This is a genomic window from Geminicoccus roseus DSM 18922 (assembly GCF_000427665.1).
Classification (GTDB): domain Bacteria; phylum Pseudomonadota; class Alphaproteobacteria; order Geminicoccales; family Geminicoccaceae; genus Geminicoccus; species Geminicoccus roseus.
Window position 1 is genome coordinate 384143 of the sequence record NZ_KE386572.1, and the last position, 14899, is coordinate 399041.

Annotated in this window: 14 protein-coding genes; 4 read left to right on the plus strand and 10 right to left on the minus strand. The window is 68.9% G+C overall.

Annotated features, from left to right (window positions below; translation table 11 throughout):
• Positions 1 to 13: 13 nt before the first annotated feature.
• Positions 14 to 1066, minus strand: coding sequence for an ABC transporter permease (locus GEMRO_RS0103195; protein ID WP_027132868.1), 1053 nt, complete (start codon positions 1064 to 1066; stop codon positions 14 to 16).
• Entirely contained in the window at positions 1066 to 2619 is a 1554-nt protein-coding gene (locus tag GEMRO_RS27220) for a sugar ABC transporter ATP-binding protein (protein ID WP_240476583.1), read from the minus strand. The genes GEMRO_RS0103195 and GEMRO_RS27220 overlap by 1 nt, the downstream gene beginning before the upstream one ends.
• A gap of 107 nt (positions 2620 to 2726) precedes the next feature.
• On the opposite strand from GEMRO_RS27220, the gene GEMRO_RS27225 reads away from it, so the two are divergent.
• Both GEMRO_RS27225 and GEMRO_RS27230 read left to right on the plus strand, forming a co-directional pair.
• Positions 2727 to 3572, plus strand: a complete 846-nt coding sequence (locus GEMRO_RS27225) for a helix-turn-helix transcriptional regulator (RefSeq protein ID WP_051328627.1) — start codon at positions 2727 to 2729, stop codon at positions 3570 to 3572.
• A gap of 502 nt (positions 3573 to 4074) precedes the next feature.
• Positions 4075 to 5466, plus strand: a complete 1392-nt coding sequence (locus tag GEMRO_RS27230) for a cytochrome-c peroxidase (protein ID WP_051328628.1) — start codon at positions 4075 to 4077, stop codon at positions 5464 to 5466.
• A gap of 85 nt (positions 5467 to 5551) precedes the next feature.
• Here the strand turns inward: GEMRO_RS27230 and GEMRO_RS0103215 are convergent, their stop codons facing one another.
• From GEMRO_RS0103215 to GEMRO_RS34555, 3 genes are read right to left on the minus strand one after another with little or no spacing between them, the layout of a single operon-like run.
• Positions 5552 to 6433, minus strand: coding sequence for a class I SAM-dependent methyltransferase (locus GEMRO_RS0103215; protein WP_027132869.1), 882 nt, complete (start codon positions 6431 to 6433; stop codon positions 5552 to 5554).
• A gap of 3 nt (positions 6434 to 6436) precedes the next feature.
• Positions 6437 to 7249 carry a glycosyltransferase gene (locus GEMRO_RS0103220; protein ID WP_051328629.1) on the minus strand — a complete coding sequence of 271 codons (813 nt, stop codon included), beginning with the start codon at positions 7247 to 7249 and terminating at the stop codon, positions 6437 to 6439.
• Positions 7246 to 8214 (minus strand): lysylphosphatidylglycerol synthase transmembrane domain-containing protein, encoded by a 969-nt coding sequence (locus tag GEMRO_RS34555; RefSeq protein WP_169728302.1) that lies wholly within the window; start codon positions 8212 to 8214, stop codon positions 7246 to 7248. The genes GEMRO_RS0103220 and GEMRO_RS34555 overlap by 4 nt, the downstream gene beginning before the upstream one ends.
• A 252-nt stretch (positions 8215 to 8466) precedes the next feature.
• Between GEMRO_RS34555 and GEMRO_RS34560 the strand changes: the two genes are divergently transcribed.
• Positions 8467 to 10236, plus strand: coding sequence for a hypothetical protein (locus tag GEMRO_RS34560; protein ID WP_027132872.1), 1770 nt, complete (start codon positions 8467 to 8469; stop codon positions 10234 to 10236).
• A gap of 55 nt (positions 10237 to 10291) precedes the next feature.
• Here the strand turns inward: GEMRO_RS34560 and GEMRO_RS34565 are convergent, their stop codons facing one another.
• Positions 10292 to 10930, minus strand: coding sequence for a hypothetical protein (locus GEMRO_RS34565; RefSeq protein ID WP_027132873.1), 639 nt, complete (start codon positions 10928 to 10930; stop codon positions 10292 to 10294).
• Positions 10930 to 12075: an amidohydrolase/deacetylase family metallohydrolase gene (locus GEMRO_RS0103240; RefSeq protein ID WP_027132874.1), complete on the minus strand. Its 1146-nt coding sequence runs from the start codon at positions 12073 to 12075 to the stop codon at positions 10930 to 10932. The genes GEMRO_RS34565 and GEMRO_RS0103240 overlap by 1 nt, the downstream gene beginning before the upstream one ends.
• A 159-nt stretch (positions 12076 to 12234) precedes the next feature.
• Here GEMRO_RS0103240 and GEMRO_RS27235 point away from each other — a divergent pair, with 159 nt between their 5' ends.
• Positions 12235 to 12735, plus strand: coding sequence for a Csu type fimbrial protein (locus GEMRO_RS27235; RefSeq protein ID WP_051328630.1), 501 nt, complete (start codon positions 12235 to 12237; stop codon positions 12733 to 12735).
• A gap of 95 nt (positions 12736 to 12830) precedes the next feature.
• Here GEMRO_RS27235 and bfr read toward each other — a convergent pair whose 3' ends face one another.
• From bfr to GEMRO_RS0103260, 3 genes are read right to left on the minus strand one after another with little or no spacing between them, the layout of a single operon-like run.
• The gene (bfr, locus tag GEMRO_RS0103250) at positions 12831 to 13295 is read right to left on the minus strand and encodes a bacterioferritin (RefSeq protein ID WP_027132875.1); all 465 of its coding nucleotides are present in this window, start codon (positions 13293 to 13295) and stop codon (positions 12831 to 12833) included.
• A gap of 29 nt (positions 13296 to 13324) precedes the next feature.
• Entirely contained in the window at positions 13325 to 14470 is a 1146-nt protein-coding gene (locus tag GEMRO_RS27240; protein ID WP_051328631.1) for an ABC transporter ATP-binding protein, read from the minus strand.
• The gene (locus GEMRO_RS0103260) at positions 14467 to 14691 is read right to left on the minus strand and encodes a (2Fe-2S)-binding protein (RefSeq protein ID WP_027132876.1); all 225 of its coding nucleotides are present in this window, start codon (positions 14689 to 14691) and stop codon (positions 14467 to 14469) included. The genes GEMRO_RS27240 and GEMRO_RS0103260 overlap by 4 nt, the downstream gene beginning before the upstream one ends.
• Between the last annotated feature and the right edge of the window lie 208 nt (positions 14692 to 14899).

Below are 14899 nucleotides of genomic sequence, written 5' to 3' on the forward strand. Positions count from 1 at the left end.
TTCGTCATGTTGTTCAGCTCCCTGATCCTGATTCGCGCGCGGGCTTGAGGCGAACCTTGCCGCGCTTTCTCTGGGCGTAGCCGGCCAGCCCGATCGCGAGCAGGAGGGTCACGCCGTTGAACAATGGCTCGACGTAGAACGCGCCGCCGAGCTGCTGGATGCCGGAGATGCCGACCGCCAGGATGGCGACCCCGGCGATCGTTCCCCAGACATTGACCCGGCCCGGCCGGATCGTGGTCGAGCCCAGGAACGCGCCCACCAGCGCCGGCAGGAGATATTCCAGCCCGACGCTGGCCTGGCCGATCCGCAGCCGCGCCGCCAGCACGATCCCGGCCAGCGCCCCGATCAGACCCGACGCCACGAAGGCGCCGATCACGAACCGCCGGGTCGGGATGCCGTTCAGGGCGGCGGCGCGCGGGTTGGCGCCGATCGCGTAGAGATAGCGCCCGACCGGCAGGTACTCGGTGATGATCCAGAGCAGCAGGGCCAGCGCCAGCACATAATAGGCCGCGATGGGGATCCCGAACGGCATCATCGTGTAGATCGAGGTGAAGCCCTTGGGCAGCATGCCCACCACCTGGCGGCCCTCGGTGTACCACAAGGCCAGGGCGTAGAGGACGGTGCCGGTGCCGAGCGTGGCGATGAAGCTGTCGATCTGGGCGAGCTCGACCAGCAGGCCGTTGAGCAGGCCGAGCAGGCAGCCCATCGCCAGGACGATCAGCACCACCACCGGCCAGTCCAGCCCGAACTGGGTCTGCAGGGCGATCGCCATGATGTGCCAGAGCACGATCCCGTAGCCGACGGTGAGGTCGATCCGCCCGGCCATCATCGGGATCATGGCGGCCAGCGACAGCATCGCGATGATCGCCTTGTCCCCCAGGATCGAGCGCAGGTTCAGCATGGTCGGGAAGGTCGCCGGCAGCAGCAGCGAGAAGAACAGGATCAGCAGCAGGGTCAGGATCGGCAGGCCATAGACCGGCAGGAGCTTGGCCACCTTCTCGCCCGGTCCCAGGCGCGCCAGTTCGGCGCGGGTCGGCTCCAGGGCCGTGGACTTGATCGACTGCATCAGTGCTTCCCCGCCCGATCGGGTCTGTCCAGCGGCGGCGGCGCCAGCGAGGCGGCCGCCAGCAGGTTGCCGGGCTCCAGCGATGCGCCATCCAGCTCGGCCACGATCCGGCCGTCCCGGAACACCAGGGCCCGGTGGCAGATCGCGGCGACCTCCTCGAAATCGGTGGAGATCAGGATCACGGCCAGGCCGCGGCCGACCGCCTCGGCCAGCAGCCGGTAGATCTCCGCCTTGGCGCCGACATCGACCCCGGCGGTGGGATCCTCCAGGATCAGCGCCTTGCCGCCGATCCGCATCCAGCGGGCCATCACGACCTTCTGCTGGTTGCCGCCGGACAGGGTCTCGATCGGCGCTGCCGGATCGTTCGGCATCAGCCCGACCCGCCCGCCGAGCCGGACCGACTCCTCGGCCTCGGCGGCCGGCTGCCGCCAGCCGAACAAGGATCGGCCGGTGGCGCCCGGGTTGATGAACATGTTCTCGCGCACGCTAAGGCCGTGGGCCACCGATTCGGCGATCCGGTCGGCGGCGACGAAGCCCAGCCCGGAGCGGATCGCCTGCGGCGGCCCCCGCAGGTCGGGCGCCTGCCCGTCCAGGACGATCTCGCCGCCCAGCCGCACGACGTTGCCGACCAGCACCCGCCCGATCGATTCCTGCCCGGCACCACGCAGCCCGACCAGGCCCACGATCTCGCCGGCATGGACGTCCATGGCGACGGGGCCTGCCTCCTCGGTCTCGACGTCCCGCAGGGTCAGCACGGAATTGGGCTGCGGGCGGGGCGGGCGCACGAACAGGCTGTCCGGCGGCCGGCCGATGATTGCCCGCACCACCTGGTCCGGGTCGGCGCCGGCCGTCGGCCAGCTGTCCACCAGCCGGCCATCGCGCAGCACCACCATCCGGTCGGCGATCGCGAAGATCTCGTCCAGGCGGTGGGAGACGTAGATCATCGCCACGCCGCTGGACTTCAGCCCGCGCAGGACCTGGAACAGGTGCTCGACCTCGTCCTGCGGCAGGCTGGCGGTGGGCTCGTCCAGCACCAGGACCCGGGCATCCACCGCGACCGCCCGGGCGATCGCCACCAGCGACTTCTCGGTCCGGCTGAGGTCCTGGACGCGGCTGTCCGGGTCGATGTCCGGTGCGATCGAGGCGAGCGCCTCGACGGCGCGCCGCCGGACGCCGCCCCAGTCGATCAGGCTGCCCCGGCGACGGTAGCCCTGCGAGAGTGCCATGTTCTCGGCGACGCTCATCCACTCGATCAGGCCCAGGTCCTGGTGGATGAACGAGATGGCGCCCTTGCCGGCGACCGGGTCGATGAGCTGGCCGTCGACCCGCATCTCGCCCGCATCCGGCACGTGCACCCCGGCCAGCATCTTGATCACGGTGGACTTGCCGGCCCCGTTCTGCCCCAGCAGCGCCATGATCTCGCCGGGGAACAGGTCCAGGTCGAAGCCATGAACAGCCACGGTCCCGCCGAACTGCTTGCGCAGGCCGCGCAGCGACAGGACCGGCGTCGCTGCCGTCTGGCGCACGGATTCCGTCACGGCGACGCTTGGCACCGCTGCCCGACCTCCCTGTTGCGCGCACGGCTTCTTGCCGTTTGCCCGCGCCTGACCTATCGATCCTCCGAACGCTGGCAGCATATCAACACAAGGGCAACTTCTTTTTGCAAACGGTCACGACCATCGAACGCCTCGCGCGCACCGCGGCCGATTTCGTTCCCGCCGCCACGCCCGAGCGCCGGCTGGCCCCGCCCGCGGATGGCGTGGAGCATGCGGTGGCGGTTGCCCTGGGTTTCTGGGAGGAGGCCAGCCTGGGCGACCCGATGCACAAGCTGGTGCTGGTGCGCAGCGGTGCGCTCGACCTGGAGGGCGCGTCCGGCGGCTGGCTGATCCTGCCCGGGCACCTGGTATTCATCCCGGCAGAGCGGTGCTTCTCGCTGCGCACCAAGCCCGGCACGCGGCTCGAAGTCGTGCATCTCGACCCAGCCCGGACGCCTTGGCATCATCACGGCTGCTGGGTGACGGCCGCGACACCGCTGGCCAGCCAGCTGATCGAGCGGGCGCTCGGCTGGAACCGGACGGAGGCGCAGCGCTCCTCCCTGGCGCAGAGCCTGTTCCGAACGCTGGCCCTGCTCTGCTCGGAACTGTTCTGCAACCCGCGCATGCTCTGGCTGCCGGTCGCCACCAGCCCGGAGATGCGGCAGGTGGTCCGCTACCTGTCCTGCAATCTGGCAGATGCCTCGGCTCCCGGCGCGGCGCAGGCGGCCGGCCTGTCGGTGCGCACCCTGCACCGGCGCTGCCTGGCGGAGTTCGAGATGAGCTGGCGCGCCTTTGTGCGCGAGGCGCGGATGATGCGCGCGCTGGAGCTGATGGCGCTGGGCAGCCCGATCGGAACGGTCGCCGGCATGGTCGGCTTCGAGACGGTCTCCGCCTTCACCGTGGCGTTCAGCCAGCGCTTCGGCATGCCGCCCAGCGCCTATCCCGCCGCGAACGCCGCCTGCGGGGGCTGACCGCTTCCCCCTCTGCGGCAACCGCAGGACCGACGCTTCGACCTCCTCCCTTCCGACCACCACGCTCCGGGCCTCCGGAGCGCCGATCCCGGCCGTCCCGGATTCGGGTCTGAGGCCCGCGGCCGAGCGCCGTCATGCCTTCCGCGGCCGCGCCCCCATAGCCCGAGCCAAACAGACAACAAGAAGATGATTTCTACAAGATAAGCGAAGAATAACCAATAAAATCTTGCCGATTGACACACCATCCATGATACGATGACCCCGATTTGAGTGAATATACTTACCTTACCTTAGTATTATTGGTTTCCGTGAAAGTTTGAACGAAATTAATATCAACAGCTCTGTCAGCACTACATCCGGATATGGTCTTCAAGACGTAACAGAACCCAACAAGAAGCAAGCAGGACATCTCCTGAAGATTATTTTCCAGAAGATTTGATCAACACCACTAATCATCTGCCTCCTGGTGGATGTGCTGATGTAACGATCGGAGGAAACATAGATGCTGACGAAACAGCACGTCAAATCGGTGATCCTGGCTTCGATGACAACCATGCCGCTGACGCTCTGGACCGCAGGCGCTGGCGCGCTTGAACCCATCGAGGCGTTGGGCAAGAATATCTTCTTTGATGAGAAGCTCTCGATCCCGGCCAACAAGCAGGCCTGCGCTTCCTGTCATGATCCCGCCCGGGGCTGGATCCTCCCGGACTCCCGCATCAACGCCACCACGGTGGTGGCGCCGGGCGCCAAGCCGCATGCGCTGGGCAACATCAAGCCGCCGGCGAACGCTTATGCAAGCTTCAGCCCGCCGTTCCGCCGCGGGAATTTCGGGCCGTTCGTGGTCGGCTGGGAAGGCGGCAATTTCTGGGACGGCCGGGCCGAAGGCTGCGGCGCCAAGTCCGGCGCCAAGTGCCCGACCACGACCGGAGGCGCCGCCAGCGAGACGATCCGGCTGTCGGACCTGCCGTCAGGCTTGCAGGCTGCCTACCGCAAGTATCTGGGCCCGATCGCCGATCAGGCCCTGAACCCCTTCCCGAACGACGTCGAGCAGAACATCCGGGAAAAGAACGTCTGCCAGCGGGTCAAGACCGCCAAGTACAAGAACCTGTACAGGCAGGCCTTCGGCGGGAACATCGACTGCAGCCCGAACCCGAAGAACAACCCGGCCTACCGGGGCAGCTTCAAGCTGCTTGCCGTGGCGCTGGCGGCCTGGCAGTCGTCCAGCGACGTCAACTCGTTCAGTTCCAAGCGCGACAAGGCGCTCGCGGCCGATCCCGACCACAAGTTCCCCCTGGTCGGCTTCACCGACCAGGAGAACCAGGGTCACGACCTGTTCTACGGCATCACCTCGGCCCTGAACCCCTCGGGCAAGCGCGCGAACTGCAATGTCTGCCACAACGGCGTGCCGCAGGGGCAGCCCCCCGATCGTACCGGCGAGGCACCGCACCAACTCTACGCTGACAACCGCTTCCACAACATCGGCGTGCCGTTCAACCGGGAGATCCCGGAGGTCGGCAAAGGGACCAAGGTCGGTCTCAAGGCGCATGTCTCCAGCGTCCCGGCCGGCAACTTCCGGACTCCGACCGTGCGCAATGTCGCCAAGGGCCTGCATGGCGGCTTCGTGAAGGCCTTTGCCCATAACGGCTGGTTCAAGAGCCTGGAAAGCCTCGTGCACTTCTACAATACCCGCGATGTGCTGCAGCGTTGCGAGAGCCTGGGCATCGTCCATGCGACCGAAAAGGAGGCGCTCAAGAACAATTGCTGGCCCGCCTCCGAGTTCGCCAATCCCGCGGCCTTCGTGATCGGCAACCTGAGGTTGACGGCCGCCGAGGAGGCAGCACTGGTCGCCTACCTGAAGACGTTGACGGACACGCATACGCCCACCAGGCCCTGAGCCGCCCGGCCCAGGCACCACCGTCCCGGTCCCGCCATCGCTGGGCGGGACCGGCTGTGGGAAGGCAGGTCCTTCCGACCGCGCCTCAGACCCGCTCGTACACCCCGAACAAGAGCCCGATCGGCAGCGGCATCACCGCCGCCTCCACCGCCGGCGGCGGGCGCAGCGCCAGGCCAAAGGTCTGGTTGATCCGGTCGACCAGGGCGCCGAGGCTGGCCGGATAGCCGATCCGCGCATCGTGGCGGCGCCGAAAGCCCATGCGCTCCATGAACATGCCAAGCGTCGTCGGGCTGAAATACCAGAGATGCTCCAGCAGGTAGCAGCCCCAGCGCCGGCCCAGCAGCTTCGCGGCAGGCGCGGAGACGTCCGGCACCGTCACGAAGAACAGCCCGCCCGGCCGGATCAGGGCATGCATCGCCCGGATGTCGTCCTCGATCCTCGGCAGGTGCTCCAGCACGTCCCAGGCGACCGCGAAGTCGAACGAGCCGTCTTTGAAGGCGTCCAGCGTGCGGCGTGCCTGGTCGAGCTCGCCATGGCAGATCCGCCCGTCCCAGCGCAGGTCCTGGCCGGTGCGTACCTCGAAGCCCACCCCGCGATAGTCGGGAAGCTGGTCCAGGAACCGGCCGCCGCCGCAGCCGAAGTCCAGGAAACGCGCAGGTGCCTGCCGCTCGCGGACGAAGCGTGCAAGCCGGACGAAGCGCTGCTCATCGGCGGATGGCGGCGCGCCGGCCGGCGGCGGCGGAATCTCGCCATAGATCCGGTCGTACTCGGCGGGGGCGAACTGCGGCGAGGTGAACCGGAAGCCGCAGGACCGGCAGCGCATGATCCGCCCGTGCACCGCGCGCTCGCGATGGCTCAGGAAGAACCGGTGCGCCTCGGCGACGCCGCCCTGGTAGGTCGGCTCCATCACGCAGTCGAGGTCGGCCGACCGGCAGGCCAGGCAGGTCGTCAGGTCCAGCATCGCCATGGCTCAGTCGTGGGATTTCTTCACGTTTTCGCGGTACGGCTTCATCAGCCGGTTCAGGACCTTGTAGCGGAAGATGTACAGGTACCAGTACATGTACCGCGAGATCCACTGCATCAGCCTGAACTTCGAGGCGCCGGTGCTGCGGTCGCGGTTGACCGTCGGCACCTCGGTGATCCGGTAGCCCAGGATGTAGGCCTTGGCGATGATCTCCATGGTGATCTCGAACCCGCCCACCGTCTCGATCCGGATGTCGTCCAGCACCTCCTTGCGGTAGATGATGAAGGCGTTGGTCATGTCGTGGGTCGGGATCTTGCTGATCCGGTGCAGGCTGAGGTTGGCCATCCGGGAGAGCAGCAGCTTGATCCTGGGTCCGCCGATCTTCTTGCCGCCCGGGGCGTAGCGCGACGCCACCACCAGGTCGTAGCCTTCCTGGATCTTGGCGTAGAGCCGGTTGACCGTCTCCGGCATGTCGGAAAGGTCGCACATGATCGGGATGATGTAGGGCGTCGTCGCCAGCTCGAACCCGGTCTTGAACGCGCCGACCACACCCCGGCCATGCACGTTCCTGACGAAGCGGATCGCCGGATCGGAGGTGAGCACCTCCCGGTGCACCAGGGTCGGGTCGTCCTCGTCGTCGTAGATCACCAGCGCCGTGTAGGGCAGCGCCACCACCTGCCGGATCTCCTCGAACAGCGGCAGGATGTTGTGCTCCTCGTGGTAGACCGGGATGACCAGGGTCACCATGGCATCGGGGTGCGCCCTGCCTTGCGGCTGGGCCTTTCCCGGTCCTGCGGCTGCGTCGAGGTCGACGTTCATCTGGAGCTTCTTTTCTCCGCCATGTCCGGCCGGCCCCAGACATGCACCAGGAGCGGCAGCGACAGCACACCCACCAGGGTGGTCGACAGGCCGAACACGACCGAGGACGCGACCGCCGCATCTCCAGGTATTCCCACCATCCCGAGGCCGACCGCAAGCACCGCCTCGCGCACCCCCCAGCCCGCGATCGAGAACGGCAGCATCATCACCAGCGTGGTGACCGGCAGCAGGAACGCCGCGACCGGAAAGGTCACCGCCAGCGGCATTCCCCAGGCGATCACCCAGAAGCCCAGCACCCAGAGAAGCTGGTTGACGATGCTCACCCCGAACACCGCGGCCAGCAGGACCGGGCGGCGCGACTGGCTCTCCACCCCCTGCCAGAGCTGGCCGCCGAGCCTCGCCAGGTTGGCGAGTGGGCCCGGGTGGTGCCGGCGCCGGGCGATCAGCCGGCTGAGCAGCAGGGCCAGCCCGATCCCCGCCACCACCAGGGCCACCAGCCCTCCCACCCGCTCGGGCGACAGGGTCCGGTGCAGGCTGGCCGGCACGAACGGCCAGGCCGCCAGCACCACCGCCACCAGGCCGACCAGGCCCATCATCCGGTCGAAGGTGACCTGGCGGACCGCATGCATCGCCGGGACGCCGCCCCGGTGCAGCAGGACGATGCGCAGCGCATCGCCGCCCGCCACCGAGGGGACCACCTGGTTGACCGCATGGGAGGCGAAGGTCAGCCGGGTCAGCGTTCCCCAGGCGACCGCATCCCCGTCGCCGGCCGCGATCAGGCGCAGGCGCAGGACTTGGCAGGCGATCTGCAGAAGGAAGATCGCCACCGCCAGCGCGAAGAAGGCCGGGTGGTAGCCCAGGATCTGGTCGACCACCGCCCGCCAGTCGAACATCCACGCCACCACCGCCAGGATCGACAGCGTCACCGCGATCTTGGCGAGAATGATCCCGTTCTTGCTGCGCACCCGGCCTCCCAGCACCCACCCGTCGACGGCGGCCCGTCTCAGGTGCGGCTCCGACGAAGGTGGGCGACGGTCATGGATGCTCTCTTGCAGTGTGGCGCCCGCTTCTGCCGTGTCGGCAGCGCGCGGGTCCCGCCCCGAACGGCAGGCACGCGGCTTCATAAGGCCCGGCCGGGAGCTTTGCCAGTGCCACGCGGCGGCGCGTGCCGGGCATCCCTTCCCGCCCCATGGCCATGACGAGAGAACGGTAACTGGATGACGGTCCCGCCGATCCACCGATCCCCCCTGGACGACCGCGAGGGCGAGCCGCCTTTGTCGCGGGTCCTGCTGGCCCTGGCCCTGCTGGCGCCGGCCTGCCTGTTCTTCCTGGCGACCGGCGGCGACTGGCTGTTCGATTTCGGCGGTGCCGACAACTGGCAGTACGTGAAGTACTTCCAGGCCTGGGACAGCGACGATGCCGCCATGCGGGCCGCCATGGACCGCGACTACAAGGGCTCGCGGGTGCCATGGATCCTGCCGGGCTATCTGAGCCATGCCCTGTTCGGCCCGGACTGGGGCACGATCGTCCTGCACGGCGCCGTCCTGCTTCTCTCGGCCTTCCTGCTGTTCGTGGTGGCGGAGCCGTTCGTGGGCGGGCGCGTCGCCCTGCTGACCGCGATGCTGGCGGCAAGCTTTCCCGGATTCCAGGCGTCCGGCGTGGCCGGCTTCTGGAACTATCACGGCAGTGCCGCCAACCTGTACTTCCTGGCCGGCCTGGTCTTCACGGTCCGCGCCTTCGCGGCAGAACGGAAGACCGGTTTTGCCCTGCTGGCGGGTGCCGGCCTGTTCAGCGCGCTTCTCACCACCTTCATCTATGCCGTGCTCGGGCCGATGCTGCTGGCCTTTGCCTGGACCTGCTGGCGGCGGTTCGGGCCCCAGCCGCTCGGCCGGCTCCTCCTGGCCGCCTGCGCGGGCGCGGTGCTGGCGACGGTCCTCTTCGGGATCGCCCGCCTCGCCACCGGCGGCACCTTCTGGTTCTTCATGTCCCAGATCCGCTTCCTGATGCGGGCCGCCAGCAACAATGTCTGGGCCGAGCCGCTCTCGGTCTGGCTGCCGAACGCGGGCTGGCTGAGCTTGCCCCTGCTGACCGGCGTGGCCAGCCTCCTGTTCCTCCTGGCGGCGCGGCGGGAAAGCCCTTCCCGGATCGGCTGCGCCCGGCTGTTCATCCTGCAGTTCTGGCTGGCGCAGCTGGCGCTGATCCTGTGCGACCTTCTGGGCCAGAACAGCTTCCAGGTGCCTTATGTCCATTACGTGAGCACGCCCGCCACCTTCCTGGCGCTGGCCGCGATGGCGGCGGCGGCGTTCGGCCCGGCCCTGCGGCAGGTACCGCCCGCCCTGGCGGCGGCGCTGGCGCTGCTGGTCCTGGTGCCGGGGCAGATCCTGGCGGTGCCGGCCTTCCGCGAAGCGCTGACCGGGCTGCCACTCTACCGGTTCGTGCTGCCCTGCCTGATGGGCCTTCTGGTGGTGCTGGCCGGCGCCTGGCTGCGCCGCCGGCCCGCCGGCGCGTTCGTGGCGCTGGCGGGCTTCCTGCCGCTGGCGGTGCTGGCCTATCCGGCCGGCCCCTATGCCGCTTGGCAGCGCTGCTACCCGGCCCGGGCGATCTTCCCGGCCATCGTGCAGGGCTCCGCCTACATCTCGTCGCTGGGCGCCACCCAGATGACCGGCGCCTTCTGGTACCAGCCGGACCACGCGGTCCGCTGGCGGGATGGCTGCCCGCCCATGACGCTGCGGCAGTTCGCGTTCCAGCTCAGGCATGCCGGGCTGGTGCGGCCCTTGGGAACGCTGGGCGAGATCCCCCTGCAGGCGGTCCGGGACGCGCGGCCCGAGCAGCTCAAGACGTTCTTCGTGGTCAGCCCGGCCGAGGATGCCCAGGCCCTGGCCACGGAGCTGGCGCCGCTGGCCGACAGCTACGCCGCCCTGCCGCCGGAGCGCCTGCAGGTCGGCAGCGGCGGGAGCCTGGTGATCCAGGCCTATCGCCAGCGCTGAACGCCACGCCGGCCTGCCTGCCGGCCGGCGCTGACACGTCGCACCGGGGAAGCCGTCACTCCGGCAGGCGCGCGCCGCCCGGATCGCAGTTGCCGTACAGCACGCAGTCGACCTCGGCCTCGGGTGCCTGGCCCGGCACCTGGCGCGGGTCCGGACCGCCCCGGACCATGCCGCCCCGCGGGTTCCAGCGCAGGATCTTGCCCGCCTCGTCCTCGCCGAACGCCAGCGAGAGCACGCCATAGGAGAAGGCATTGCGCTCCATCGGCCGCAGCGCGTCCCACTCGGCCTGCGCCCGCTCCCAGATCCCGGTCATATCGGCGAGGTCGATCTGCGCCGGCTCGGGCAGGCCCGCGAAGCTCTCGGCCAGGTAGTCGCGCACCACCGCACGGTCCGCCGCCAGCCGGGCCGGGTCCTGCCCGGCATGGGCCAGGCAGAAGATCAGCGCGTCCACATAGGCGTCGGCATCGGCCCGGGTGAGCTGCAGCCCGCCCACCTCGGCCAGCACCGTGCCGGGATCCTGTGCCTCCGCCGCACGGGCGCCGTCCGTCGGTGCCGCCGGCGTAGGCATGGGTGCCGGCGTCGCCGGCTTGGGCGGGGGTGCGGGCGGCGTGGCGGCCTGCGCTGCGCCCAGGCAGATCCAGCCGGCGGCCGCGGCCGCCAGCATCCGGCCGCCGTGCCTGTGCCAGGCGGCCATCAGGCAGCCCGGGCGTCGTGCCAGAGCCGCCCGTCCAGCACCACCGAATCCAGGCTGAACCGGCGGCCGCCGCTGCGGGTGGCGCCCTGCACGTCGACGAAGGTGAAATCGCCCTGCTCGACCCGCAGCACCGTCACGTCGCCGGTCGAGCCCACCGACAGGTCGGCCAGGTCCGGGCGCTTGAGGATGTCGGCGGGGGTCTTGGTGACCGAGCGGACGATGTCGTTCACCGACATGCCCAGGTGCAGGAACTTCGACATGGTCTCCAGATTGTCGTAGGCTGGGCCGTCGATGCACAGGGCGTGCACGTCGGAGCTGATCACGTCGGGCGGGAAGCCGCCCGCCAGCATCGCCTCGGCGACCTCGAACGAGAAGCTGCCCATGCCGTGGCCGATGTCGAAGAACACGCCGCGCTCGCGCGCCTCGAAGCAGGCCTCGCGGACCCGGCCGTCGGTGTAGGTCGGCGCGTTCGGGCGCGGCCGGAAGCAGTGGGTCAGGGTGTCGCCCGGCCGCAGCACCGCCAGCACGTCCTCGTAGCGCGGCGGCGGGGTGTCGATGTGGCACATCACCGGCAGGTTCGCCTGCTCGGCCGCCTCGATGGCGAACTTGAGCGGGGTGATGCCGTTAAAGCCGCTGGCATGGCTGCCGATCCGGACCTTGATGCCGCGCACCAGGTCAGGGTTGGCCCGGGCGACATCGGCGCAGCTGTTCGGTTCCAAGAGGCGCATGTCGCAGCTCTCGCCCACCGAGACCTTGTCCGAGAACCCGTAGATCCCGGCGAAGCTGATGTGGAGATAGGCCAGGATTTTGGTCTCGGTCCGGCCGATCACGTGCTCGCGGAAGCCCTCGAAATTGCCGGGCCCGGCACTGCCCACGTCCAGCCAGGTGGTGGTCCCGGCGCGCCTGGCCAGCTCGTCCGGGCGGATGCCCAGGGACGTGCCGCCCCAATAGACATGGGTGTGGAAGTCGATCATGCCGGGCATCACGATGGCGCCGGAAACGTCACGCACCTGGGCGGCCTGACCATTCAGCCCATCGCCTACCGCCGCGACCTTGCCGCCGGCGAACGCGACATCGGTCACCCGGTCGATGCCCTGGCCCGGATCGACCACCTGTCCGCCCGTCAGCACCAGATCGTAGTTCATTCCAGCTCCCAAGTTCGTTTGTTGCGGCGCCCCGGCCCCGATGCGCTACCGCAAACGCCTGTTCACCGTCCGGGTCAACGGGTTGTTAACCGGAACCGGCTAGGATGGACGTCATGCCATCACGATCGCGCAAGCGCGCGAGGAAAGGTTGTCGCGAGCATGAAGTCCAATCTTCGATCGGCCGCTCTCGGCCTCTGCGCAGCCCTGGCCCTGGCGGTCGTGCCGCTGCAGGGGTCCGGGGCCGGGACCAGCACCACGACCCTGGCCGTGGGCGTCACCGTGGTCAGCAACTGCAAGGTGGCCGCCGCCGCCCTGACCTTTGCGAACTATGTCAGCGGGCAGACCGAGAACGTCGACACCACCACCACCCTGTCCTACTCCGGCTGCCCCAACGAAAGCCTGAAGTTCGAGCTGAACGACGGCAACAACGTCCAGGGCAGCTACCGGGGGATGCGCAGCAGCGGCGGGTCGGTCCTGGGCTACCAGCTCTACCGCAACGCCAACTACAACAGCCTGATCGGCACCGGCAGCAACGCGGTGAGCTTCACCGCACCGTCCAGCGGCAGCGGCACGGTGACGGTCTATGGCCGGATCCCGGCCAACCAGTCGGTGCCGGCCGGCAGCTACACCGACACGGTCGGGGTCACCCTGACCTTCTGAGGTCCGCAACGGAATCCAGGCAAGACTGCCGGGCCTGTCGTCCCGGCTGCGGGCTCCCCACCGGCATCGGCCGGCCGGGGTGCCGCCGCGCCGGCTCAGATCTGGCTCTGGCCGAAGTTCTGGATGCCGATCCGCTCGATCAGCTCCAGTTCCGCCTTGTTGTGGTCCTGGTGCTCCTCCTCTTCCTCGAGGATGTGGATGAACAGGTCGCGGGTCACGTAGTCGCCATGCCGCTCGGCGATGGCGATGCCCTTGCGGTACTGCTCGATCCCCTCGAGTTCGAGGCGGTAGTCGCACTCGATGATCTCTTTGAGGTCCTGGCCGATATAGAGCTTGCCCAGGTCCTGCAGGTTGGGGAGGCCTTCCAGCAGCAGGATGCGCTTGATCAGCTTGTCCGCGTGCTGCATCTCCTCGATCGATTCCTTGTATTCCGCCTCGCCGCGCTTGAAGAAGCCCCAGTTCTCCAGGATCCGCGCATGCAGGAAATACTGGTTGATCGCGGTGAGCTCGCCCTTCAGGGAAAGATTGAGGGCGGCCAGCACCTCGGGATGCCCCTTCACGGGGGCTGCGGTCGACATCGGCATGAGCATCATTCCTGCAGGTTTGGCGCAGGGACGATGCCCCCTTTCCTTGAGCCGTTCAAGACAGCGGGATCGGGAAAGACGAACAGCGATTCGGGCGCGAACGCCAGGCCGATCTCGCCGCCCACCCGGTGCGCCACCTCGCCCGGCACATGGATGTCGCCCAGCCGGTTGCCCTTGGCGGCCAGCTCGACCCGGCAGCGGTCGCCCAGGTCGCGGCAGGCCAGCACCGTCGCCCGCCAGGGGCTCTTGCCCAGGGCCACCGGGGTGAGGTCGCGGGTGCGCAGGATCACCTCGACGTCGCTCTGGGTATCGCCCTCGATCGGGATCGGCCCGATCGGGGTAGCCAGGCAGCCCTGCTCCGGGCTGCCGCAAAAGCGCAGCACCGGGCCGAAGAAGCCGGCGACGAAGCGGGTCTCCGGCATCCGGTAGAGCTGGCCGACCGTGCCCGACTGGGTGATCCGGCCATCCTCGATCACGTGGATCCGGTCGGCCTCGGCGATCGCCTCGTCGGGATCGTGGGTGACCATCAGCACCGGGATGCCGGCATGGCGCAGGATCGTCAGCACGCTGGCGCGGACTTCCGCCCGAAGGCTCGGATCCAGCGCGGAGAAGGCTTCGTCCAGCAGCACGGCACGGGGCGAGGCGGCCAGCGCCCGGGCCAGGGCCGCGCGCTGCTGCTCGCCGCCGGACAGCTCGTGGGGAAATTTCGCCGCATGGCCGGCCAGGCCGACCAGGGCCAGGAGCTCGCCGACCCGGCGCTCGCGGACCCTGGCATCCGGGGTGCGCAGGCCGAAGCCGACATTGCGGGCGACGGTCATGTGCGGGAACAGCGCCACGTCCTGGAACATCAGCCCCATCGACCGGCGCTCGGGCGGCACGAACCGGTCCGGCCCGCTCAGCTCCTGGTCATCCAGGGCGACGATGCCGGCGCGCGCCCGCTCCAGGCCGGCGATCAGGCGCAGCACCGTGGACTTGCCCGAGCCGGACGGGCCCAGCAGGCAGTGCACCGCCCCGGGCGGCACCTGCAGCGACACGTCCTCCAGGGAGAAGCCGCGCCCGTCGCCCAGATCATAGCGATGATGGATATGCTCGACCCGGAGGCCGGCCCCGGACGCCGGCTGCGGCGCCCGGCAGCTGGCGGCTGAGATCACCCCGCCACCTCGTCCAGACAGGTCGCCGCCTGCTTCGCGGCCTCGCGCTCATGGCGCGCACGCACCTCGTCGATGATCGCCTCCATGGTCGGCAGGCAGCGCCCGCAGCACACGGTGGCGCCCATCACGGCATGCAGGTCCTCGCCGGCATCCACGGACCGGGCGGCGGCCGCCCGCTCGCAGTCGGCTTCACTCAGGCAGTTGCAGACGCAGACGATCATGATCGGCTCGGGTGGACCAGCACGGGTGAAAGGGACATGCCACATATCGGGACGCCATGCCTGATATGCCAGGACCATTGGAACCTCGGGGCATCCGGGTAAAGCCGAACCCGACCATTGTTTTATTTGGAACAATTCGAAACTGAGGCGGCCCGGCTTCTCTGGAGCCGCCTGCGGCGGAGTGCTATCGCGCTTCTCGGACAGCGGA